This is a genomic window from Streptomyces sp. NPDC046465, from assembly GCF_040646035.1.
In the GTDB taxonomy this organism is placed as follows: Bacteria; Actinomycetota; Actinomycetes; order Streptomycetales; family Streptomycetaceae; genus Streptomyces.
Genome location: NZ_JBEYZK010000001.1, coordinates 266,378 through 287,018 on the forward strand (window position 1 = coordinate 266,378; position 20,641 = coordinate 287,018).

Annotated in this window: 20 protein-coding genes and 1 tRNA gene; 10 read left to right on the plus strand and 11 right to left on the minus strand. The window is 71.1% G+C overall.

Annotated features, from left to right (window positions below; all coding sequences use genetic code 11):
* Positions 1–119 precede the first annotated feature (119 nt).
* The 3 genes from ABZ953_RS01200 to ABZ953_RS01210 all read left to right on the plus strand — a co-directional run bounded on the left by ABZ953_RS01200 (position 120) and on the right by ABZ953_RS01210 (position 4,635).
* Complete coding sequence (locus ABZ953_RS01200) at positions 120–1,772, plus strand: alkaline phosphatase D family protein (protein WP_361714687.1); 1,653 nt, start codon at positions 120–122, stop codon at positions 1,770–1,772.
* 364 nt (positions 1,773–2,136) lie between these two features.
* Positions 2,137–4,083: an FAD/NAD(P)-binding protein gene (locus tag ABZ953_RS01205; protein WP_361715616.1), complete on the plus strand. Its 1,947-nt coding sequence runs from the start codon at positions 2,137–2,139 to the stop codon at positions 4,081–4,083.
* A gap of 78 nt (positions 4,084–4,161) precedes the next feature.
* Complete coding sequence (locus tag ABZ953_RS01210; RefSeq protein WP_361714690.1) at positions 4,162–4,635, plus strand: DoxX family protein; 474 nt, start codon at positions 4,162–4,164, stop codon at positions 4,633–4,635.
* A 127-nt stretch (positions 4,636–4,762) separates the two neighbouring features.
* Here ABZ953_RS01210 and ABZ953_RS01215 read toward each other — a convergent pair whose 3' ends face one another.
* On the minus strand, positions 4,763–5,341 hold the full coding sequence (locus ABZ953_RS01215; protein ID WP_361715619.1) for a superoxide dismutase family protein: 579 nt from the start codon (positions 5,339–5,341) through the stop codon (positions 4,763–4,765).
* A gap of 247 nt (positions 5,342–5,588) precedes the next feature.
* Between ABZ953_RS01215 and ABZ953_RS01220 the strand changes: the two genes are divergently transcribed.
* Positions 5,589–6,200 carry a VTT domain-containing protein gene (locus tag ABZ953_RS01220; RefSeq protein ID WP_361714693.1) on the plus strand — a complete coding sequence of 204 codons (612 nt, stop codon included), beginning with the start codon at positions 5,589–5,591 and terminating at the stop codon, positions 6,198–6,200.
* 34 nt (positions 6,201–6,234) lie between these two features.
* On the opposite strand, the gene ABZ953_RS01225 is transcribed toward ABZ953_RS01220, so the two are convergent.
* Positions 6,235–6,456, minus strand: coding sequence for a DUF2277 domain-containing protein (locus tag ABZ953_RS01225; RefSeq protein ID WP_361714696.1), 222 nt, complete (start codon positions 6,454–6,456; stop codon positions 6,235–6,237).
* A 248-nt stretch (positions 6,457–6,704) separates the two neighbouring features.
* Between ABZ953_RS01225 and ABZ953_RS01230 the strand changes: the two genes are divergently transcribed.
* On the plus strand, positions 6,705–7,037 hold the full coding sequence (locus ABZ953_RS01230; RefSeq protein WP_361714699.1) for a hypothetical protein: 333 nt from the start codon (positions 6,705–6,707) through the stop codon (positions 7,035–7,037).
* Positions 7,038–7,084: 47 nt separating this feature from the next.
* Here the strand turns inward: ABZ953_RS01230 and car are convergent, their stop codons facing one another.
* The 3 genes from car to ABZ953_RS01245 all read right to left on the minus strand — a co-directional run bounded on the left by car (position 7,085) and on the right by ABZ953_RS01245 (position 12,754).
* Positions 7,085–10,702, minus strand: coding sequence for a carboxylic acid reductase (car, locus tag ABZ953_RS01235; protein ID WP_361714702.1), 3,618 nt, complete (start codon positions 10,700–10,702; stop codon positions 7,085–7,087).
* Positions 10,703–10,763: 61 nt separating this feature from the next.
* The gene (locus ABZ953_RS01240) at positions 10,764–11,915 is read right to left on the minus strand and encodes an MFS transporter (RefSeq protein WP_361714705.1); all 1,152 of its coding nucleotides are present in this window, start codon (positions 11,913–11,915) and stop codon (positions 10,764–10,766) included.
* Positions 11,916–12,031: 116 nt separating this feature from the next.
* A complete protein-coding gene (locus ABZ953_RS01245; RefSeq protein WP_361714708.1) occupies positions 12,032–12,754 on the minus strand; it encodes an FCD domain-containing protein in 723 nt (240 codons plus the stop codon).
* Positions 12,755–12,928: 174 nt separating this feature from the next.
* On the opposite strand from ABZ953_RS01245, the gene ABZ953_RS01250 reads away from it, so the two are divergent.
* Together ABZ953_RS01250 and ABZ953_RS01255 are read left to right on the plus strand one after the other, a co-directional pair.
* Positions 12,929–13,318 carry a hypothetical protein gene (locus tag ABZ953_RS01250; RefSeq protein ID WP_361714711.1) on the plus strand — a complete coding sequence of 130 codons (390 nt, stop codon included), beginning with the start codon at positions 12,929–12,931 and terminating at the stop codon, positions 13,316–13,318.
* A gap of 100 nt (positions 13,319–13,418) precedes the next feature.
* On the plus strand, positions 13,419–13,634 hold the full coding sequence (locus ABZ953_RS01255) for a hypothetical protein (protein ID WP_361714714.1): 216 nt from the start codon (positions 13,419–13,421) through the stop codon (positions 13,632–13,634).
* A 61-nt stretch (positions 13,635–13,695) separates the two neighbouring features.
* On the opposite strand, the gene ABZ953_RS01260 is transcribed toward ABZ953_RS01255, so the two are convergent.
* The 5 genes from ABZ953_RS01260 to ABZ953_RS01280 all read right to left on the minus strand — a co-directional run bounded on the left by ABZ953_RS01260 (position 13,696) and on the right by ABZ953_RS01280 (position 16,660).
* Complete coding sequence (locus ABZ953_RS01260; RefSeq protein ID WP_361714717.1) at positions 13,696–13,848, minus strand: hypothetical protein; 153 nt, start codon at positions 13,846–13,848, stop codon at positions 13,696–13,698.
* Positions 13,841–14,038: a hypothetical protein gene (locus tag ABZ953_RS01265; protein WP_361714720.1), complete on the minus strand. Its 198-nt coding sequence runs from the start codon at positions 14,036–14,038 to the stop codon at positions 13,841–13,843. The genes ABZ953_RS01260 and ABZ953_RS01265 overlap by 8 nt, the downstream gene beginning before the upstream one ends.
* On the minus strand, positions 14,035–14,556 hold the full coding sequence (locus ABZ953_RS01270) for a hypothetical protein (protein WP_361714723.1): 522 nt from the start codon (positions 14,554–14,556) through the stop codon (positions 14,035–14,037). Before ABZ953_RS01270 ends, ABZ953_RS01265 begins: the two co-directional genes overlap by 4 nt.
* An 89-nt stretch (positions 14,557–14,645) precedes the next feature.
* Positions 14,646–15,899, minus strand: coding sequence for a helix-turn-helix transcriptional regulator (locus ABZ953_RS01275; protein ID WP_361714726.1), 1,254 nt, complete (start codon positions 15,897–15,899; stop codon positions 14,646–14,648).
* Between the two features lie 122 nt (positions 15,900–16,021).
* The gene (locus tag ABZ953_RS01280) at positions 16,022–16,660 is read right to left on the minus strand and encodes an HAD family phosphatase (protein WP_361714729.1); all 639 of its coding nucleotides are present in this window, start codon (positions 16,658–16,660) and stop codon (positions 16,022–16,024) included.
* Between the two features lie 219 nt (positions 16,661–16,879).
* Here ABZ953_RS01280 and ABZ953_RS01285 point away from each other — a divergent pair, with 219 nt between their 5' ends.
* Positions 16,880–17,452 carry a hypothetical protein gene (locus ABZ953_RS01285; RefSeq protein WP_361714732.1) on the plus strand — a complete coding sequence of 191 codons (573 nt, stop codon included), beginning with the start codon at positions 16,880–16,882 and terminating at the stop codon, positions 17,450–17,452.
* Positions 17,453–17,843: 391 nt separating this feature from the next.
* Here ABZ953_RS01285 and ABZ953_RS01290 read toward each other — a convergent pair.
* Positions 17,844–17,915, minus strand: a tRNA-Val gene (locus ABZ953_RS01290).
* A gap of 162 nt (positions 17,916–18,077) precedes the next feature.
* On the opposite strand from ABZ953_RS01290, the gene ABZ953_RS01295 reads away from it, so the two are divergent.
* Together ABZ953_RS01295 and ABZ953_RS01300 are read left to right on the plus strand one after the other, a co-directional pair.
* Positions 18,078–18,932 carry a DUF4097 family beta strand repeat-containing protein gene (locus ABZ953_RS01295; RefSeq protein ID WP_361714735.1) on the plus strand — a complete coding sequence of 285 codons (855 nt, stop codon included), beginning with the start codon at positions 18,078–18,080 and terminating at the stop codon, positions 18,930–18,932.
* A gap of 317 nt (positions 18,933–19,249) precedes the next feature.
* Complete coding sequence (locus tag ABZ953_RS01300; RefSeq protein ID WP_361715622.1) at positions 19,250–20,575, plus strand: hypothetical protein; 1,326 nt, start codon at positions 19,250–19,252, stop codon at positions 20,573–20,575.
* Positions 20,576–20,641 lie beyond the last annotated feature (66 nt).

The window sequence follows — 20,641 nt, forward strand, 5'->3', positions numbered from 1 at the left end:
TGACTCCGGTGAACGACTGCTGACTCCGGGAAATCCCGGAACCACCCCGCCCACCTCCGTCGTTCCGTACCGTACGGGCGTTCCGTACCGTACGGGGCGATGGAGGAGAGTGATCACCTGTGGCACGGCTGCGCCTTGGTCCACTGCTGAGGTACGTCGACGGGTCAGCGGCGACCGTCTGGGTCGAGGCCGACCGGCCCTGCACCGCCGAGGTGCGGTGCGCGGACGGTGCGCGCGGCTCTGCGCGCACCTTCCAGATCGCGGGCCACCACTACGCACTCGTGCCCGTCACCGGCCTGACCCCGGGCGCGACGACGGCGTACGAGGTGTGGCTCGGCGAGGGCGCGCGGGCCGCCGTCTGGCCGCTGCCCGACTCGCCGTTCCCCGCGAGCACCATCCGCACGCCGTCGGGGACCGACGACGACGAGCTGCACGTCACCTTCGGCTCCTGCCGCTGGGCCGCGCCGCCCTCCGACGAGACCGACCCCGTGGGCCCCGACGCGCTCGACACCCTCGCCGCCCGGATCGCCGCCGCCCCGGACACCGAGCGCCCGGACGTCCTGGTCCTCCTGGGCGACCAGGTGTACGCGGACCAGACCTCCAAGGCCACCCAGCGCTGGCTCGCCGCCCGCCGGGACCTCACCGAGCCCCCGGGCGTCCAGGTCGCGGACTACGAGGAGTACACCCACCTCTACTACGAGTCCTGGCTCGACCCGGAGATCCGCTGGCTCCTGTCGACCGTCCCCAGCTGCATGATCTTCGACGATCACGACGTGATAGACGACTGGAACACCAGCGCCGCCTGGCTCGCCGAAATGCGGGCCACGCCCTGGTGGCGCGAGCGCGTCCTGAGCGGCCTGATGTCGTACTGGGTCCATCAGCACCTCGGCAATCTGCCGCCCGAGAAGCTGGCGGCCGACGAGGTCTACGCCGCCGTGTGCGCGACCCCCGACGGCACGGACGCGCTGCGCGCCTTCGCCTCGGCGGCCGACGCGGACGCGGCCTCCGTCCGCTGGAGCTACCGGCGGGACTTCGGGCGCGTACGGCTCCTGATGGTCGACACCCGCGCGGCCCGCGTCCTGGAGGAGGGCGAGCGCGCCATGCTCGACCCCGACGAGGCCCGCTGGCTGCGCGAGCAGGTCCTTGCCGACCCGGGCGGCTACGACCATCTCCTCATCGGCACCTCCCTGCCCTGGCTCCTCCCCCACCTCATCCACGACGCCGAGGGGTGGAACGCGGCGCTGTGCCGCGGCGAGCGCGGCGACCGCTGGGCCCGGTTCGGCGAGAACGTGCGCCGACGCGCGGACCTGGAGCACTGGGCCGCCTTCCCCGCCTCCTTCGAGGCGCTCACCGCACTGATCGGGGAGGCGGGGACGGGCCCGCGGGCACCCGCCACGGTGTGCGTGCTCTCCGGCGACGTCCACCACGCCTACATCGCCGAGCCGAGCTGGCCCACGGGCGACGGTCCCGAGGCCCGCGTCCTGCAGCTGACCTGCTCGCCCGTCCACAACTCGATCCCCGCCTCGATCAAGCTCGGCTTCCGCTTCGGCTGGAGCCGGGTGGGGCGAGCGCTCGGCCGACGGATCGCGCGGCACGCCAGGGTGACGGAGGCGGGCATCGACTGGGACAGGACGGGCGGGCCGTGGTTCGGCAACCAGCTCATGACGCTGACGCTGCGCGGCCGTTCGTCCCGCCTCCGCCTCGACCAGGCACGGGCCGAACGGGGTGGCGCGGTGCGCCTGGAGACAGCGGAGGAGATACGGCTCTCGTGAGAGTCGTGACCGGCGGAGAGGACACGGCTCTCGTGAGGGTCGTGAACGACGTAAGACACGCGCTGCCCGTGAGCCCCGTACGCCCAGTACGCCCCGTACGCCCCGTACGCCCCGTATACGGCGTCCGCACACGCCTCACACCCCGCGTCCACACCAGGCACACCAGCCCCACGTGACGCGGCCCACACCCGGAAGCGCATCCTCCGGGCGGGGTTCGCCATCGGGGCGTCCGACGGCATGATGAGGCGGACTTGCCTCTTCCAGTGCCCTCTACGCCCCGGGAGCCACGCTTTTGTCCGCACCTGTAACCGCGTCGCTCCCACCCGCGCCGCGCCGGTCCGCCCCGGACGCGTCCGCCCTCGCCCTGGTCGGCGCGGGCCCCCGCGGCACCAGCGTGCTCGAACGGCTCTGCGCCTCGGCGGCCGAACTGCTCCCGCCGGGGACACGCCTGACGGTCCATGTCGTCGATCCCGCCCCGCCGGGCGCGGGCCGCGTCTGGCGGACGGCGCAGCCCGGCGAGCTCCTGATGAACACCGTCGCCTCGCAGGTGACCCTCTTCACCGACGCGAGCGTCGACTGCTCGGGCCCGATACGTACGGGACCGAGCCTGTACGAGTGGGCCGCCGACGGCCGCGTACCGGGGCTCGGGCCCGACGACTACCCGTCCCGCGCCTGCTACGGCCGCTACCTGGAGTGGGTCTTCGCCGAAACCGTGCGCGGCGCCCCCGCCGCTGTGCGCGTCCAGGTCCACGCGGCGCGCGCCGTACGCCTCGACGAGACGGCCGACGGGCTGCAGACCCTCGTACTGGACGACGGACTCGAACTGTCCGGGCTCGCCGCGGTCGTGCTCGCGCAGGGCCACCTGCCGACGGCCGGTGACGACGAGCAGCGGCGCCTCGCGGACCACGCGGCCCGGCACGGCCTGCGCCACTTCCCGCCCGCCAACCCCGCCGACCTCGACCTGTCCGTCATCGCCCCCGGCGAGCGCGTGCTGCTGCGCGGACTCGGCCTCAACTTCTTCGACCACATGGCGCTACTGACCGGCGGCCGCGGCGGCCGGTACCTGCGCACGCCAGGCGGCACCCTGCGCTACGAGCCCTCGGGCCACGAGCCGCGCCTGTACGCGGGGTCGCGGCGCGGCGTCCCGTACCAGGCGCGCGGCGACAACGCGAAGGGCCCGTACGGGCGTCACGAGCCCGCCGTCCTCACCGCCGACGTCGTGGCCCGCTTCCGCAAGCGTGCGGACAGCGGCGAAGCGCCCGACTTCCTCGCGGAGATATGGCCGCTGATCGCGAAGGAGGTGGAGACGGTCTACTACGCGGCGCTGATCGCGGGCCGGGTCGACGGCGTCCCCGGTGCCCACGGCGTCCCCGGTGCCCACGGTGCACCCGGTGTCCACAATGCTTACGGCGATCCGAGCGGCTTCCGGGAGCGGTTTCTCGCCACGCAGCATCAGAGCCCCCAAGAGGCCCTCGTCCTGGGCGAGTTCGGCATCGCTGACGCCGACCGCTGGTCCTGGGACCGGCTCTCCCGCCCGCACCCGGCCCGCCCTTTCACCTCCCCCCGCGCACACCGCGCCTGGCTGCTCGACCGGCTACGCGAGGACGCCGCGCAGGCCGCGCTCGGCAATGTCGCGGGCCCGCTGAAGGCCGCGCTCGACGTCCTGCGCGATCTGCGCAACGAGCTCCGCGGGATCGTCGACCACGGCGGCCTGTCCGGCACCTCGCGCCGCGACCACCTGGACCGCTGGTACACGCCGCTCAACGCGTTCCTCTCGATCGGCCCGCCGCGTCGCCGCATCGAGGAGATGGCCGCGCTGATCGAGGCGGGGGTCCTGGAGGTGGTCGGCCCGCGCCTGGCCGTGCGGACCGACGGCGGGGCGTTCCGCGCGCACTCCCCCGACGTACCGGACTCCACTGTGAGCGTCACCACGCTGATCGAGGCCCGGCTGCCCGAGCCCGATGTGCGCCGCACCGCCGACGCGCTTCTCGGACAGCTCCTCGCGGACGGCGGATGCCGCCCTCATGTGGTCGACGGCTATGAAACCGGAGGCGTGGATGTGACCGCGCGCCCCTATCGCCTGATCGACCGTCAGGGTCGGAAGCAGCTACGGAGATTCGCGTTCGGAGTGCCCACCGAAGGGGTCCACTGGGTGACCGCGGCCGGTGCCAGGCCTGGCGTCGACTCGATCACACTGTCGGACGCGGACGCGGTGGCGCGGGCCGCGCTGCGCACCGCCGCCGGAGGTGCCGGGTCGCTGTCCGAACCCGGCAGGGAGCCGAAGCGGAATCTCCGGATGACCGAATGTTGAACTTGCAAGCACTAATTAGGTTCCCCTAATCTTGGGCCTCCGCTCGGTTACCGTCCCCCAACCGAAGGAGTCCCCACCATGACTGGACGTCTCAACAGCGCCCAGCCCTACGCCCTCGGCCTGTTCCGCATAGTGATCGGCCTGCTCTTCGCCTGCCACGGAGCGGCCTCGCTCTTCGGCGTCCTCGGCGGCGCGTCGGGCGGCGGCACGATCTCCGTCGGCACCTGGCCCGGCTGGTACGCGGCCGCCATCCAGCTCGTCGGCGGCGCCCTGGTCCTGCTGGGCCTCGGCACCCGCGCCGCCGCGTTCGTCTCGTCCGGCTCGATGGCCTACGCCTACTTCAAGGTCCACCAGCCTGAAGCCCTCTGGCCCATGGAGAACGGTGGCGAGGCCGCCGCGATCTTCTGCTGGTCGATGCTGCTCATCGTCTTCACCGGGCCCGGCGCGTGGGGCCTGGACCGCCTCTTCCCCTCGCGGACCACGAGCGGGACGGATGACGCCGACGCTGACGCCGACGCCCGCACGAAGCGCGGCACGGCCGTCGTGGCCTGATCCGCGACGGCTCGACGGTTCGACACCTCGACGGCTCGACGGCTCCGCTCAGGACGGCGCCTCCTCCCCCGTACGTACGGGGAGGAGGCGCCGTTCGTACGTACGAGGTCTCGCAGCGTCCGAACCCTCAACCCCTCGGCTCGAACGGCACCGTGAAGCACGCCGCCCGCTCCCCCGCGCCGCCCGGCTCGTCGTGCAGGACCACGGAGGCGGCCTCGCCCGGCCGGAACCCCCAGTGGTGCAGCGCGCGGGCCTCTCCGGAGCCGTCCGCACGGGCGGTGAAGTCCAGCCACACCTCGTTCGCCGGGTTCACGTAGTCCGGGTCCTTCGACGGCTGCACCGGGTCGACGCGGTGCTGGTAGTGACCGTCGGCCGCCTCCGGGTCCGCGCCGCACGGCTTCTGGTGCACGTGCACTCCGTACGCGTGCCCCGGCTTCATGCCCCTGACCTGCAGCGTGACGACCAAGCCACCCCCATGTCCGTGGCCGCCTCCGCCGCGCTGCTCGACCGCGATCCAGGACGCGGCGGGCACCAGGTCCATGTCGTACGTCAGCGCGGGCGAGGGCACGAAGGCCGAGGGCGGAGCGAACCGCGCCTCGGCCCGCACTCCGGGGTGCTCCACCCCGCCTACCGCCCCGCCTACCGCACCACCACTCGCGGCCAGCACCGCCGCCGCCACAGCCCCGGCCACCACCACTGCCACCATCGACCGCTCCGTCCCTCGTGTCACGCGCCCACAGCGTGGGTACTGACTCGTTCGTACGGGACTTCGGGGCCGTACACCGCATCGGGGGAGGCAGCCGGGTGAACGTGATGTAGGGAACATCTAAGGCCCCCGTGGATCTTCCGCCGCACCCGCGGCGTACGCTGTACAGCTGTCATCAGGCTGCTCATGCCGTCCTCCGCTACACAGCGGCACCGCGCTGCCGATCGGGGAGTAACGGGGAGTTACGGTGCTTGAGATTGTGGGGTCGTTGACCGGCAGTCCGTGGATTTACGCGGTCGTTGCCCTGTCCGTCCTGTTCGACGTGTTCGTGCCCGTCCTGCCGAGCGGCGTCATCGTCATCATGTCGGCCACCGCAGCCGCCGCCGCGGGCACCGGCGCGGGGCAGGTCCCGCACGCGGTGCCCGACATCATGATGCTCACCCTCTGCGCGGCCACCGCCTCCGTCCTCGGCGACATGGTGGCCTTCCGCCTCGCCTGGCGCGGCGGCGAACGCCTCGACCGCGCCATCGCCCGTTCCCGCCGCCTGACCAGCGCGCAGGAACGACTCGGCACCGCGCTCGCCAGGGGCGGCGGCATCCTCGTCGTCATCGCGCGCTTCGCCCCCGCCGGACGCTCGATCGTCTCCCTCGGCGCGGGCGCGGCCCACCGCAGGCTGCGCGAGTTCCTGCCGTGGTCCGTGCTGGCCGGCGTGGCCTGGGCCGGCTACAGCGTCGCCCTCGGCTACTTCGGCGGCCAGTGGCTGGGCGCGACGTGGCTGGCCACGGGCGTGTCCCTGCTCGCGCTGTTCGCGGCGGGCGCGGGGGCGGCGTTCCTCGTACGGCGGCCTGCGGCGGGCTGATCCGCCGACCACGGACCCGCCGGGCATCGGCGGGCTAGGACGCGCGCGCCCCGCGCACTTCAAGGCCTGCGAGCAGTTCCGCGGTCGCCTCGGCCACGGTGTCGACGGCGCGGTCGAAGACCTCGCGGTTGTGCGCCGCCGGGGCGCGGAACCCGGACACCTTGCGCACGTACTGCAGTGCGGCGGCCCGGATCTCCTCCTCGGTGGCGTCGTCGGGGATGGCGGGCGGGCGGAGCGTCTTGATGCTTCGGCACATGCTTCCAGCGTGCCACCGAGGGGCGGCCCATGACTTCCCGAGCACCGCGAAAGCCCGCCTCAAACACGTGCACGAGACACCGGACGGCTCCCTCCCCGCAAGCCATTGACAGGCACAGGGGGCGGGCGTTGACTCGCTACCAGCCACGAACTAGAGCCGTCTTCGAGCCGTATTCGAGGTGTCTTCGAGTTGTCTTCGAGGTGTCCGCAAGCCGTCTTCGAGCTGCTTCGGGTCACGGAGGTGCAGCCATGAACGTCCTGATAGTCGTCGCGATCCTGGCCCTCGTCGGCCTGGGCTTCGACCAGCCGCTGCTGTGGCTGGCCGCGGCAGCGCTCGCCTTCTACCTGGTCCGCTTCTACGACGGCGGCTCGGCCACCAAGAAGAGCGGCTCCGCGGGGAGCTCGGGCGGTGGCGGAGCGGCAGGCGGTGGCGGGGCGGGAGGCGGTGGCGGGGCGGGAGGTGCCGGTGCGGGAGGCGGCGGTGGCTACCCCAAGACCTACCGCGACTACCGCCTCCGCAAGGAGCGCCAGGAACGCTGGGACCGCCGCTACCGCAGGACGCACCCGGGCTCAGGCCGCTGAACCCCGTACCTGAACCCCGCAGAGCGGCCCTAGGAGCAGCCCTGCGGTCACAGCAGGTGCCGCGACCGCAGGTCCGCCACGTACTTCGTGATCAGGTCCTGCGAGAGATGCGGGATGTCGTTCTCCTCGTTGAATGCGGCGGCCCGCACCGCCGCGTGGAACTGGTGGGCCGGCAGGGCGGAACCGGGCAGGAGCTCCTGCGGCGCCGCGAAGGCGTCCAGCAGAGGGAGCAGCGAATGCTGCCGTCGGCGGTCGGGCAGGCCGCGCAGGGCGGTCTCGAAGCGGTCGAGCCACTCGTCATAGTCGTAGATGCGCGCCAGCGGATATCCGGCCGCCGCCAGCCAGTCGACGAACGTGTCGAGTGAGATGCCGTCCTCGTGCGGGTTCACGACGTTGAAGGTCCGGTGGCCCTCTCGCGCGCGGTCGCCCAGGGAGGCGATGGCCTGCGCGGTGAAGTCCACAGGAAGCCCGTCGTAGTGCCCGCCGCCGTCGTGCCCGCCACCCGTACCCCCCGCGTAGAAGCTGCCCGGGGCGATTCCCGTCGCCAGCAGGCTCAGCAAGAGGCGTGTGAAGACGTCCGGGATGTTCAACTGCCCCCGGTAGCGGGGGTGCGCGAGGATCAGGTTCGAGCGGAACACGGCGACCGGCAGGCCGAACGTGTCGTGCGCCTCGCGCAGCAGCACCTCGCCCGCCCACTTGCTGGCCCCGTAGCCGTTCGCGTAGCCGCTGTCGAGGTCGCGCACCCGGCAGGCGGTCCGGATGTCCGCCGCCTCGTCGGCCGCCGCGTCGGACCCGAAGACTACGGCGACCGTCGACAGGTAGGTGAACTGCTTGATCCGGGAGGTGACCGCGAGCCTGATCAGCTCGGCCGTACCCAGCACGTTGGGGCCGAACAGCTGGTCGTAGGGCAGGACGTGGTTGACCAGCGCCGCCGGGTGAACGATCAGGTCGACGGTGCCGGCCAGCCGCTGCCACGTCTTCTTGTCGAGTCCGAGGCCGGGCTCCCCCACGTCGCCTGCGATCACCTCCAGGTGCTCGGCGGCCAAGTCCCGGTAGTGGTCGAGGAGTTCCGGGTCGCCGCTGTCGAAGGCGGCGTCGAGCCGTGCCCGCGCCAGCTCGTCGGTGCCGCCACGCACCACGCACACCAGCGTGCCGTCGCGCTCCGCGACGCGCTCCAGCCATTCGAGGCACAGGAAGCGGCCCAGGTAGCCGTTGGCACCGGTCAGCAGGACGGTGCGGGCCTCGGGCAGGGCCTGGGGCTGGGCCTCGGGCAGGGCCTCGGGCAGTAGGGCGGCGGGCCGGTTGGCCTTCGCCATGGTCTCCGCGTCGAGGAACGCGTCCATGACGGGGAACGCGTCCATCGTGAGGTCGTCCGCCCGTAGCCGCGTCGCGCCCGGACCGTGGACGGTGTCGGCGGTCGGACGGTGGTGCCCCGAGCCGAGCGCCTTCTCGATGTGATCAGCCACGTGCTGGAGCGTGTTGACCGGGTTGATGACGACGTCGACAGGGACGTCGACGTGGAAGATCTCCTTCAGCAGTTGGCAGTACGACAGCGCGGAAAGGCTGTCACCGCCGAGTTCGACGAAGCGTGTGCCGGGCGCCACGTCGCCCTTCCGTTGTCCGAGAAGGGCGCGGGCGGCCCGGAACACCGTTTCCGGAACCGGCCGGTCCGGGCCGCCGTGGCGCAGTGCTTCGAGTTCGTCGTTCTCGCGCTCGGTCAGCTCGGTGTACAGCGCTTCGAGGCGCTCGCCGTAGCGCTTCGTCAGCGCGGGGCGCAGCGGCTTGCGCACTCCGGAGAGCAACCCGTTCCACTGGCTGAACGGCTCGGTCTCGATGAGGAAGTCCCTGGGAATCTCGTACGAGTTGAGGCCCGCTTCCGTGGCGATACGCTGCAGGGACTCGCGCAGGATCGACCTGAGAAGCCGACTGTCCTCACCTGCGCGGTCGAGCGCGTCCGGGGTGGGCACGATGACCGCGAGCAGGTAGGCACGGGCACTGTTGCCGTACACGAAGACCTGCCGGACGACCGGACTGCCGGTGAAGAGGGACTCCAGACGGGAGACGGCCACGAACTCGCCCTGGGACAGCTTGAGGACGCTGGAGCGGCGGTCGACGTACACCAGCTCGTCGGGGCCGACGCGGGCCACGATGTCGCCCGTGCGGTAGAAACCGTCCTCGTCGAAGACCTGGGCGGTGGCGTCCGGCCGCCGGAAGTAGCCGGGGACGAGCCGCTCGGACTTGATCAGCAGTTCGCCCCTGGGGTGCGGGGAGTCGGTGCTGAAGTATCCGAGCTCGGGCACGTCCGCCAGCTTGCGGTCGGTCACCGGCGGGCGCAGCACCCGGCCGTCGAACCAGACGATTCCGGCTTCCGTCGACCCGTAACCGTCGAGCATGCTGACGTGCAGGCAGCTCTCGACGAACGCCGTCATCTCCGCGCCGAGCGGTGCCGAGGCGTTGGCCGCCCACAGCAGACGGCCTCCCAGGGTCTTCTCCCGGAGTTCCTCCGCCGACTCACTCTCGTGGCGCTGGAAGAGCATGTCGCAGATGCGGGGCACCATGAGGAACTCGGTGGGGCGGACCAGGGCGAGATCCTCGAAGAGTGTCGACAAGTCGCTCGACGCCGTGAAGTAGGCGATGCCGCCCTTGGCGAGCGTGCCGAACAGCACGCCCCGGCCCATCATGTGGCTCAGGGGCATGTAGTTGAGCACGATGGACGGCCGCGTCTCCTGACCCGGCACGAAGTCGACCCAGAACTGTCTGACCAGGTGCTGGGTGTACATGGCGCCCTTGGGGGTGCCGGTACTGCCCGAGGTGTAGATCAGCGTGCTGAGCGCGTCGGCCGCCGCCGTCGCCCCCTCGGGGCTCCGGGGAACGGGCGGCAGGGGCCTTTGGGGCCGGGACGTTCCTCGCTCGATGGCCGACGCCAGCGTGTCCAGGACCACGCCTCGTCCCTGCATCGCGAGTCGGGTGCGCGCCGAGTCCAGCGCTTCCCGGTGCGCGGTGGCCTCGGGACGGTGGCCGAGAACGATGATCCTGCCCAGTGACGGGGCGTCCGCCGCGATTTCCAGGGCGACATCGAGATGCGCCACGTCCACCGCGAGTACGCGGGGTCCGGTCTGCGCGACGATGGGGGCTAGGTGCGCCGCCGGGGCGCCGGCCTGGAGCGGAACGGACACGGCACCGGTGCGGACGCACGCCAGGTCCACGGTGGCGTACTCGGCGCTCGTGGACCCGAGAAGCGCGACGAAGTCGCCCTGGCTGAGGGCGTGTTCGGGGCCTTTGGGGTGGTGGAGCCATTCGGAGGCTAACGCGCCGACCCGTTCCCACAGTTCGGCGTAGGTGAGCGTGTCGAACCGGTCCAGGAGGCGCAGCGTGGTGCGGCCCGTATCCGGGTCGGTGACCGGCTCCGTGGCGCGCTCGCCCAGGGCGGGGCGATCCGCGTAACCCTCCATCACCGTGGCCACAAGGTCGGCGAGCGGGAGGCCGGGCCGCCGGATCGCCTCGTTGACGGCTGCCAGGGGTGCGGCGGCGCGGAACTGCGGATCTGTCGCGTAGAGATGGGCGCTGCGCTGAGCGGTGAGTGCGGCAAGTGCGGTAGGTGCGGTACGTGCGGTACGTGCGGTACGTGCGCCGCACTCGTCGGTCGAGGGCTGCGAACCGGTCATGAGGATGTCTCTCCTTTGCGGCGGGAGGGGAGGCGTGGGTGGACGCTCGTCAGCGGGCGGATCAGCGCACTTGGCGGGCTCGCCCCGCGCCGTAACCGGCCCCGGCCATGGCGATACCGAGAACGACCAGGACCGTGAGCGGAAGGGTCCAGCTGTCCGTGGTGTCGTGCAGGATGCCGAGGAGGAGGGGCCCGGCCGCCGCCACGAGGTAGCCGATGGACTGCGCCATGCCTGCCAGCGCGGCGGCTTCGCCCGCGCTTCCGGCGCGTTCACTCTGAAAGGTCAGCGCGAGGACGAGGCACACGCCGCCGCCCAGACCGAGCAGAGTGCACGCCAGGACGGACAGCGAGGGGGCGGCAAGCAGCACGGCGAAGCCGCCCGCGACAACGGCCGAGGCCCCGGCCGCGGTCCAGCGCTGGTCGTGCCGACCCCGGGTCAACAGGGGCAGGAGACTGCTGGCCGCCAGGGCGATCAGCTGGTAGTAGAACAGCATCCAGCCGGCCGCGGTGCTGGTCGTGCCGCGGTGGATCAGAATGCTGGGCAGCCAGGCGACGGCGGTGTAGAAGGCCAGGGACTGCAACCCCATGAAGATGCTGACCTGCCATGCGAGTCGCGACCGCCAGGGGATCGGACTGCGGGTCTCGCCGCTGGAGGCCTGGGGCCTGTCGCCCCGTATCCGGGGCAGCCAGAAGAGGAGCGCGGCGACGGTGAAGGCGACACCCCAGGCGAGAGCGGTGTGCCAGGAACCCGGCAGGGTGTGGGACAGGGGCGCGGAGATCCCGGAGGAGACCGCGGCCGTGACGCCCATGACGGTGACGTAGAGAGCGCTGACGCCGTGAATGCGGTGTGCGGGCACGCTCCGTCTGATCAGAGCGGGCAGCAGCACGTTGCCGAACGCGATGGCGGCCGAGAGGATCACGGTCCCGGCGAACAGGCAGATGACCGAGGGAAGCGACCGGACCACGGTTCCGACGGTCAGCGCGCCGAGGGCCGCCACCAGGAGGCGTGCGGTGCCGAACCGGTGAGAGGCCCGGGCCACCAGGGGCGACGTCGCGGCGAACGTCAGGAGCGGGAGGGTGCCCAGCAGCCCGCCCCAACTCGATGTCAGGCCACTGCCGCGCTCGATCGCGGGCAGCAGCGTGCCGACGCCGGTCAGGCTGGTACGCAGGTTCGCCGCTATGAGGCAGATCGCGATGATGAGCCCGATTGACACGGCGGGCCGGATGTCATCGACGACGGGCGGGGCGGAGGCGGAGGCGGAGGTGGAGGTGGAGGTGGAGGTGGAGGTGGAAGCGGAAGCGGAGGCGGAGGCGGAGCGCTGACCGCCGCTCACTGTCCTTCCGCCGCCCGTGCCGCTTCGGCCTCGGCCTCGGCCTCGTGGTCGCCGGTGAGCCGGACGATGGCAGCCGCGGCCTCGCGGGCGCCGCTCTCGTCCCGGGCCTCGATCGCGTCGACGAGCCGCCGGTGCAGCCTGGCGTGCTCCTCGGCGGCGGTGGCATCCCAGGGCAGGCCTCCCAAGGCGGAGGTGAGGGCCGTACCGAGGTAGTCGTACACCTCGACCAGGAGGTCGTTGCCGCTCGCACGGACGACGGCGCGATGGAACAACGCGTCGACGCTCCCGGCCGCGGACATGTCCTCACCGGCATGGGCCGCGTCGGCGTCCGCCAAGAGCTCCCGCAACTGGTGGAGTTGGTCCTCGCTGCGTCGAAGGGCGGCGGCCCCCGAGGCGTACTCCTCAAGGACGGTGCGCAGTTCGAGCACGCTGTCCCGGTGCGCGGAGCTCGCCCGCCGCACCATGACCGACTGGAGCTCACTCGACGCGCGGACGTAGGTCCCGTCCCCTTTCCGGGCTTCCAGCAGCCCCAGATGTACGAGCGCCCCGAGCGCCTCCCGCAACGTGCTGCGCCCGACTCCGAGCTCCTCGATGAGGGCCTGCTCCGACGGGATGCGCGTCCCCACGGGCCAGCCACCCGCTTCGATGTGCGAGCGGAGACTGTCCACGAGCTGTGCGGACAGGCTTGCTGCCCTACGCGGTGTACTGATGCGTTCCATGGAAACAGCATACATACAGACGTCAGACATTTGAACGTCACACACAACCGGGTCGACAGAAGCCGCCGCCTCGCCGCTCCGCCGCGGCCCCTCCGTCCCAACAGCGCGCATCGTTGGCATCGTCGGCTTGGTGCGAGAGCCACCGAACCGCCGTCGGCTCTATGCTCTGGACCCATGGCAACGGACGACTTGCACGACAGCGAGCTGTGGCCTGTGCCTCCGGCATGGCTGATGGCCTGCGACCAGTGCACGAGCCTCTACCAGCGGATGATCAACGCCCGGGAGGCAGTCGCGGAGGCCGAGCTGACCACGTCAGGATCGGTGGACTACGACCCGTTCGACTCCGGGCTGTCCGCTCAACTGGCTCTGGGGCAGCACATGGGGCGCGAGCACACAGATCTGCTTCCCGACTTCGATCCCGCGTGCCCCCGGTGCACGGCCTGCCAGGAGGACCTGGAGCGGCCAGCCAGGTCGGAGGGGGCCGCCATCTACGCGGTGACGGCTGCGGCAGAGCACAGGGCGAGACACCTCATCGTCCCGTCCGCGCTGACAGTACGGCTCTGACGTCACGCCGCTCCATGGCGGCGGGCCAGCCCGCGCGCCCCACAGGGGTGCCACCATCCGAGCCCAGCAGTACCCTCCGGGCAACCGAGGGAGGAACACCATGGGCGACATCCCGAAGTCCCGCGACGCGAAGCACCCAATCCTCAGGCACATCCTCTTTCCCTTCTACCGGACCCGCATGATGCGCCTTCAGCACGCCAACGTGACTCGGAAGGACAACATCGCGACTTTGAAGGCCAACAAGGCGAGGATCCGGGCCGCCCGCGAAGAGCGGGCCTACGTCAAGCAGCTCAAGAAGGACGGCACGCTGAGGTAAGACCAGTCAGAGACCGCTGAGCCCTCACCTCGACGCGCGGCGGGTCCTCGAACGCGTGCGGCTACTCCTCGGCGGCGGGCCGCTTGGGGCATCTCTCGTGCAGCAAGATGCTGTGGCCGCCGGCCGACATGGAGACCTTCACGGCCGTCACCACCACCTGCCCCCGGGTGATCGGCTCGTCGCAGCGCCAGCAGAACCGCGTGCCCTCACTCATCGTTGGCCGCGGCAGGCTCGGCGGCGCGTCGGAGGACGAGCCGGGTCTCGCGTAGCGCCCGCCGGATCCGTGCCGCTTCCTCGCAGTCCTCGTCGGCCCTACAGGTGGCGCACTCCACGGTGTGCAGGAGGAGGATCTCGTAGACCTCCTGCTCGTGCCGCACCAGCTCGGATTCCTCGATGAGGCTCACGGGTGCCCTCCGGTGCGCGCCCCGCGGGCGATGTGGACGAGCGCGGCGACGGCCGGCACGGGGCACAGGTCACCGACGATGCGGGGACGCACCGCCCAGTGCAGACCGGTCGGGCCGTGGAGGTCGGAGGCGGGCACGCTCAGGAAGTGCCCGGCGCCCAGCATCGGAGCCTCGTGGGGGTAGCGCCACCGTGCCACCGGGCCCCTCTCGACCAGCGCGTAGTACGTGTTCTGCGGGGCGTTGTGGATGACCGGGCCGCAGAGCAACTCGGCCAGCGTCCGGGTCACCCCGTCGAGATCGTCCGTTCCGGCGCCTGTGTGCACGATCCGGGCGGGCAGGCACACCGAGTTGAACCGCTTACCGAGCGGCAGCAGGGCGATGCCCCGCTCCTGCCACTCCCAGTGCGCTTGCTGCGGCTCCTGCTGAGCGCGCGCCAGCCAGTCGAAGGCGGCACTCGTCAGCGTCGGAGATCCGCTCCCCGCACCGAGAGCGCCGCTCTCCTCCGGTCCGTTCATCATCCGTCTACCCCCACGGCCGCAGTGACGTGTCCCATATGTGCGACCGTAGGGGTGTCGGACCAAGGGGGAGGACCGGAATCCGGTCCCCTCTATGCCGCCAGAATGCCGACGCTCACAGCCAGTTCAGACGCCCGCCGACGGCGCTCAGCCACCTTCGACTCGACCTCTTCGAGGATGATCCGACGTGCGTACCCGTTGTACGCGATCGTCTCCGGCGCTGCCTCGTGCGCCTTTTGAAGCGTGGCGATCGCCACGTCCGGCTGCCCGTCGAGCTGGTACCCGCGGGCCTCTTCGATCCTGTGCCGGGCCCGGCGAGGCCGCGACTTGATGACGGCCTCGTCAGCCTTCGCCGCCTGGCGCACGGACTCCCCGCCCTGGTGCAGTTCGACGGCGACAGTGACAGCGTGCGCGCCCATGATGGCGCGGGAGAAGGACGTCACCGGGTGGTAGTAGTCCCGCGGGAGCCGCTTGGCCACGTCGTTCGCCTTATCCCAATGCCGCCAGGCGGTACCGGTCTCGCGGCGCCGAGCCGCGGTATAGCCGAGCTCGAATTCCAGCGCCCCGGCGATGGCGAGGACGTCGTCCGAGGCGTCCGGCAGCAGCGGATCGAGGAAGCGGACGGCTTCGAGGTTGACGGCGTCGGCCGCGTCGAAGTGGCGCGGGCCGCTGTCGCGGTGCGCCTGAGCGAGCAGCCACGCCGCCACGCCGATCGCGTGCGGGTCCCCCGACTCCTGAGCGGCAGTCATGCCACGCTCGGCGACGCGCCAGAGAAGGCTGCTGTCGGGCTGGTACGCGACGAAGAACTGGCACAGGCTGTAGGACTCGGCGAGTAGCGCCTGAGCGGTGCGACGGTCCGACGCCGTGTCCACGTGACGCACAAGGGCTTGCCCGTCGCGGATGAGGTCGGGCAGTAGTCGGCCGATGACCTCGCGGTGATTGGGGGCCTGATGGCGAGCCTTCCACGCGGCGTGGAGGCGCGCCTCCAAGTGGGCCACGGGCGGCGGTTCGACGTCGGACCCCGACGTGAAGCAGTCGACTGCGGCTTTCACAGCGGAGAGTCGGGGGTGGCCGGGTCCGATGAAGAGATCGATGTGCATGTCTTCGGGATGGCCCGTCAGATCGGCGAGATCGCGTACGCGCAGCGCCTCGGCGATCCGCAGGACCATGCTCAGTCCGGGGGCCTTCTGTTGCCCGTTCTCGATCTTCTTCAGGGTGTGGGGAGAGACCCCGACGAAGTCAGCTAGTTGCAGTCGATTCATTCCGCGGCGCTCGCGAAGAATCTGAACGCGCTGGCCGAAGCGCAACGGGTCGGCGTACGGGTCCGGGGTGGCATCAGACGGCACGGTCTCGCCCCAATCTCTGTCCAAGTCGCACTGTCAGGGTATGGGGCGGGACCATTTTCGTGTGAGGGCTTCTTGCCCGGGCAAGTCTGGTCGGCAGCCGCCGAGGACCGGCCAGGCCGACGTCACGCGAGCGGGATACGCCTTGGGGCCGAGGGCCCGCCGTCCAGATGAGCCGCGATGCGCGTGACGGTACGGGCGTTGTCCTCGAACAGGTGCGCTTGCATGCCCGCCGCCCGGGCGGCCTGGACATTGACTGCGACATCGTCGATGAACAGGCAGTTCTCCGGGCGCACGTTCAAGCTGGTGTACGCGACCTCGAAGGCACGCAGGTCGGGCTTCTCTATGCCGATCTCGTGGGAGTAGATGATCTGCTCCACCAATTCGTCGAAGTGATAGAGCGCCGTCTCCCGTTCCCGGGCGCCGACGAAGCTGTTACTCAAGATGCCCAGGCCGCAGCTCCCGCGCAGCCCCCGCACATAGTCGATGAGGTCCTCGTTCGGCGTCCCCAGATACTCCGCCCAGAGATCAGCCATGAGGTCTTCACTCCGGGCGGCATCGAGGCCCAGACGGAGTGCCACCTGCTCCTGCACCTCGCGCTCGCTGATGCTCCCGACACTCCCAGCCCGCCACACGTCGCGCATCCGCTCATGGACTGTGCCCAGTGGCAGCTCCAGTCGCTCTTCCCACCGTTGCACCCATCCGGTTTCCGGCGTGATCTCCAGCACGCCGCCGATGTCAAGAATGACGCAGGTCATGGTCACGCGAACTCCCCCTCTTCGTCCTTGAGCAGCGACCACAGGCCGCCCGCTCATGTGGTCGACTGATCGACAGTGGCACTGTCGTCTCTCCCCCTGGGACAAGGTCAAAGGACCTTCGGAGCTTGTTACAGCCCTGTCGCCAACCCGCCGACCCGCCTGACCTCAGTAAGCAGATGCCATCAAAATTCGCTGACAGACGCTTCGCAAGAAGGAGGGGCATCCATGTGGACAACGGAGCAGTTCGGAACCGCACACGAGGGATACGTCGGTGCGGTACTCGACGACGGCGCCGAGCCGGAGCCCGCCTACATCGACCCCGGCAGCGGCACCGACTTCCACAAGACTCGCGAGTGGTGGGCATACAGCGGCGACCTGAACCGTCCGCGAGCCACGCGGGCCCGAGCCGCCTGCTCCTGTGGATGGCGTGGAGAGACCGAGTGCGCTATCGACTGGGACGACGTCGACGCCTTCACCGCCGTGCATCCTTCGCCTGAGCCACGCGCCGACTGGTCCCAGCACATCGCCGACGTAGAAGCCCACACGGTCCCACTGCCCGCAGAACTCACCACGCTTCTCGATCAGCTCGAGGCATCACTGGCACGTCTCTCCGACGAGGCGCCCCTCGCCGCTATCAAGGCCGTAGACGTACTGGAGAGGCTGACCAAGCGGGTCGCACGCGAAGCCGCATTCAACGCGGAGGCCGACGGCCTTTCGGACGAGGACCTCGGCCAAGCGCTCGGCGTTCCTCCCGCGGAGGGTAAGGCGCGTCTCCAGGGATATCACCTCCGGCCGTAACCAACATGGCATGACGAAAGGGGCGCCTCCCGCCCAAAGCAAGCAGGGGCCTGAGTCACACGTACTGGCGGCCGGGGGGGCCAACACCGCGGCCTGCGGGCCGTGTTCGGGCTCAGGTCCGAGCGCCCCATCACGGCGGCAGATCAGCGCATCAGGATTGCCGGACGGCGCCTGGAGGCTGCACGTGGACCGGGCCCTTCGATACTTGACGCCGGAGCTGCGAAAGCACCGTCTGGACTGTCTGGAGGCTCGACGGGAGCGCGGGCAGCGCGTGGCGCTACGAGCCGCGAGCTGAGATCGCCGAGGAGTTGCTCCCTAAATTTCTCCTGAACGATCACAAAAGAGCCCCGTACCGATCATGGTACGGGGCTCCGCTGCTGGTCAAACCCGGTGGGCGCGGACGGTTTCGAACCGCCGACATCCTCCTTGTAAGGGAGGCGCTCTACCCCTGAGCTACGCGCCCGGGACGAGTGGACAGCTTACCTTGCCGCAGGTAGTGCCCCGCAAACCCGTTCCGGGGGTTAACCCCACCCCCGATCCGGTGGTGGTCCGGATCGCTCGGGGGGCGGGCGGCTCCGTACAGTCTGGCGGAGAGATGCAAGATCGCTTTCAGGGGGAAACCGTCATGCCCGTGCGCACCCGTCGTCCGCGCGTCATGCGCGCACTCGCCGTCGGCGGCGCGACGGTCGCCGTCGTCCTGCTCGTCGGCGGATGCGGGGCCGACGCCGAGAACGACTCCGAGCCGGAGCACCGGACGTTCGCGCTGCCGGGCAAGACGCTGACCATCGACTCCAGCGATTCCACGATCGAACTGGTCCCGGCCCGCAAGGGCGCCGAGGGCGTGCGGGTGACCCGGTGGTTCGACGGGAAGACCGTGCTCGGCGGCGACCCCAAGGTGACGTGGAAGATGGCGGGTGACCGGCTCACGCTCCGCATGAAGTGCTCCGGCGTCATCGCCAACTGCTCGGCCAGGCACCGCGTCGAGATCCCCCGCGGAGTCGCCGTCTCCGTCGAGAACAAGGACGGTCGGATCACCGCGGGCGGGTTCCGGGACGGGCTGAAGGTGCGTACGGAGGACGGCTCGGTCGACGTCAAGGACTCCGAGGGGCCGCTGAACCTGCACAGTTCCGACGGAGCCATCACCGTCAACGGCGCCTCCGGTCCGGTCGAGCTGCGGAGCTCCGACGGCTCCATCCACGCGGACGGGCTCACGTCACGGCGCGTGGCCGTCGACTCCAGGGACGGTTCCGTGAAGCTTCGGCTGGCCGCGGTGCCCGACCGCGTCGAGGCGCGGAGCAAGGACGGCGCCGTCGACATCGCGGTGCCCGGCAAGAAGGACGGGGCCGACATCACGTACGACGTGCGGACCGAGAGCCGCGACGGCGCCGTCGATGTTTCGGTGCCGCGCGACGACGAAAGCCCCCATCACGTGAACGTCCACAGCTCCGACGGCAGCGTCTCCGTGCACAGCGCGAACTAACCGGCCCGTGTATTCGTTCTTAACCGGTGGGAGAATGTGACACCGGGCAGGGCGGATGACAGTACGGGAGAGGGATAGTGACGGCGACACCTTCGCAGCCGTACACGCCGCACAGAGAGACGTACCCACAGCGGTACGAGGCACCGGACAGGGATAGGGACAGGGACAGGGACAGGGAGAGCTCAGCGGCCGAGCGTTCGGCGGCGGGGACAGGCCGCGCGGCGGTGGCAGACCGCGCGGCGGGACCTGATCGCGCTCCGCGACGCCCCGCCCGCCCCGCCCGTCGACCCCGCGGGAACGCACGCCGCAGCGGCCCCCTGCGCGATCTCCTCACCCTCGCAGGCACCCTCGCCCTAGCCCTGCCGCTGCTCGCCGCCACCGCCCCGGCCGCCTTCGCGGGCGGCGGCACGCGCCGGTGGTTCGGCGGTCGCGGCGAGAGCCTGCGCGCCGAGGCGCAGGCCGCGAAGGACGCCGCTGCCGCCGCGTTCTACGAACTGGACACCGCCCAGCGCGATCTGCGCATCTCCGTCGAGACCATCGTCGCCGTGGACTCCTCGCCCGCGGGTCAGCGGGCCGTCTCGGACTTCGAGGCGATGGGGCGGCGCATCGACGAGGTCAGCCACCAGTACATCAGCGCCGTGGACGCCCACGACCTCGACCGGGACGACCTGGATTCGTCGGTCGCGGCCCGCGCACGGACCGAGCTCACCCAGGCCAAGGACGAGCTGGGCAAGGCCAAGCAGGAGCTCGAGCGCTTCCGGCAGGGCCTCGGTCCGCTGCTCGACAAGGCGGAGACGCAGCTGGCCCGGCTCGCCCCTGCGGTGGAGCGGGCCCGCCAGACGCTGCTCGCCGCGAGCAACGCCCTGGATTCCGTGCGCGCGGCGGGGCTGGGGGCCGACGACCTCGCCGCCCGCCTGGCCGCCCTCGGCCCCGAGCTGACCAAGCTCAACCAGGGCGCGGGGCGGCACGGCGTACCGGAGACCCTGCAGCGCGCCGACCGTGTCCTGCGCGATGCCGAGGCCGTGCGCGCCGAGGCCGAGCGGCTGCCCGAGCGCGCCGCCGAGATCGACCGGCGCCTGGTGTCGCTGCGCACCCGCGCCCAGGCGCTGACCACCCGCAGCGGCCAGGTCGAGCCGGTCCTCAGCGAGCTGCGGCGCCGGTTCTCCGCCGCCTGCTGGCAGGACCTGCAGCGCGTCCCCGACCAGGCCGCGGAGAACGTACGGCAGGCCGAGACCAAGCTCAAGGAGGCGCAGCAGGCCCGCGACGAGCAGCGCTGGCCGGACGCCACCTCGCTGCTCTCCACTGTCAGGGCGCTGCTCAACTCCACGGACGAGGCGGTCTCGGCGGCCGGCGACCGGCTCCAGCGGCTGAACGCGGTCGCGAAGGACCCGCAGCAGGAGATCGAGCGCACCCGTTTCGCAATCCGGGACGCGCAGCGCCTGGCGATGGCGGGCCGCCAGACCCCCGAGCCGCGACACGCCCGCCCGCTGGACGACTCCGTGGCCCGCCTTGACTCCGCGGTGGCCTCCCTGGAAGGCCGCCACCCGGACTACTGGCACTTCCTGACCGAGACCGAGGCGGTCCGTACGACGGTGGCGCGCGTGGTCGCGCGGATACGGGAGGAGCGGGGGCAGGGCGCCTGAGGCCGCCCGCGCGCGGCGGCCCGGTTGGCGGTCGCCGTCTCCCGGGCGGACCCTGGAGTCACAGCC

Coding starts and splice junctions, on each gene's coding strand:
- ABZ953_RS01210 (WP_361714690.1), top strand. CDS start 4,162: ATGACTGGACGTCTCAACAGCGCCCAGCCCTACGCCCTCGGCCTGTTC.
- car (WP_361714702.1), bottom strand. CDS start 10,702: ATGACCGGTTCGCAGCCCTCGACCGACGAGTGCGGCGCACGTACCGCA.
- ABZ953_RS01260 (WP_361714717.1), bottom strand. CDS start 13,848: ATGAGTGAGGGCACGCGGTTCTGCTGGCGCTGCGACGAGCCGATCACC.
- ABZ953_RS01215 (WP_361715619.1), bottom strand. CDS start 5,341: ATGGTGGCAGTGGTGGTGGCCGGGGCTGTGGCGGCGGCGGTGCTGGCC.
- ABZ953_RS01245 (WP_361714708.1), bottom strand. CDS start 12,754: ATGGAACGCATCAGTACACCGCGTAGGGCAGCAAGCCTGTCCGCACAG.
- ABZ953_RS01295 (WP_361714735.1), top strand. CDS start 18,078: ATGCCCGTGCGCACCCGTCGTCCGCGCGTCATGCGCGCACTCGCCGTC.
- ABZ953_RS01225 (WP_361714696.1), bottom strand. CDS start 6,456: ATGTGCCGAAGCATCAAGACGCTCCGCCCGCCCGCCATCCCCGACGAC.
- ABZ953_RS01250 (WP_361714711.1), top strand. CDS start 12,929: ATGGCAACGGACGACTTGCACGACAGCGAGCTGTGGCCTGTGCCTCCG.
- ABZ953_RS01255 (WP_361714714.1), top strand. CDS start 13,419: ATGGGCGACATCCCGAAGTCCCGCGACGCGAAGCACCCAATCCTCAGG.
- ABZ953_RS01230 (WP_361714699.1), top strand. CDS start 6,705: ATGAACGTCCTGATAGTCGTCGCGATCCTGGCCCTCGTCGGCCTGGGC.
- ABZ953_RS01285 (WP_361714732.1), top strand. CDS start 16,880: ATGTGGACAACGGAGCAGTTCGGAACCGCACACGAGGGATACGTCGGT.
- ABZ953_RS01270 (WP_361714723.1), bottom strand. CDS start 14,556: ATGATGAACGGACCGGAGGAGAGCGGCGCTCTCGGTGCGGGGAGCGGA.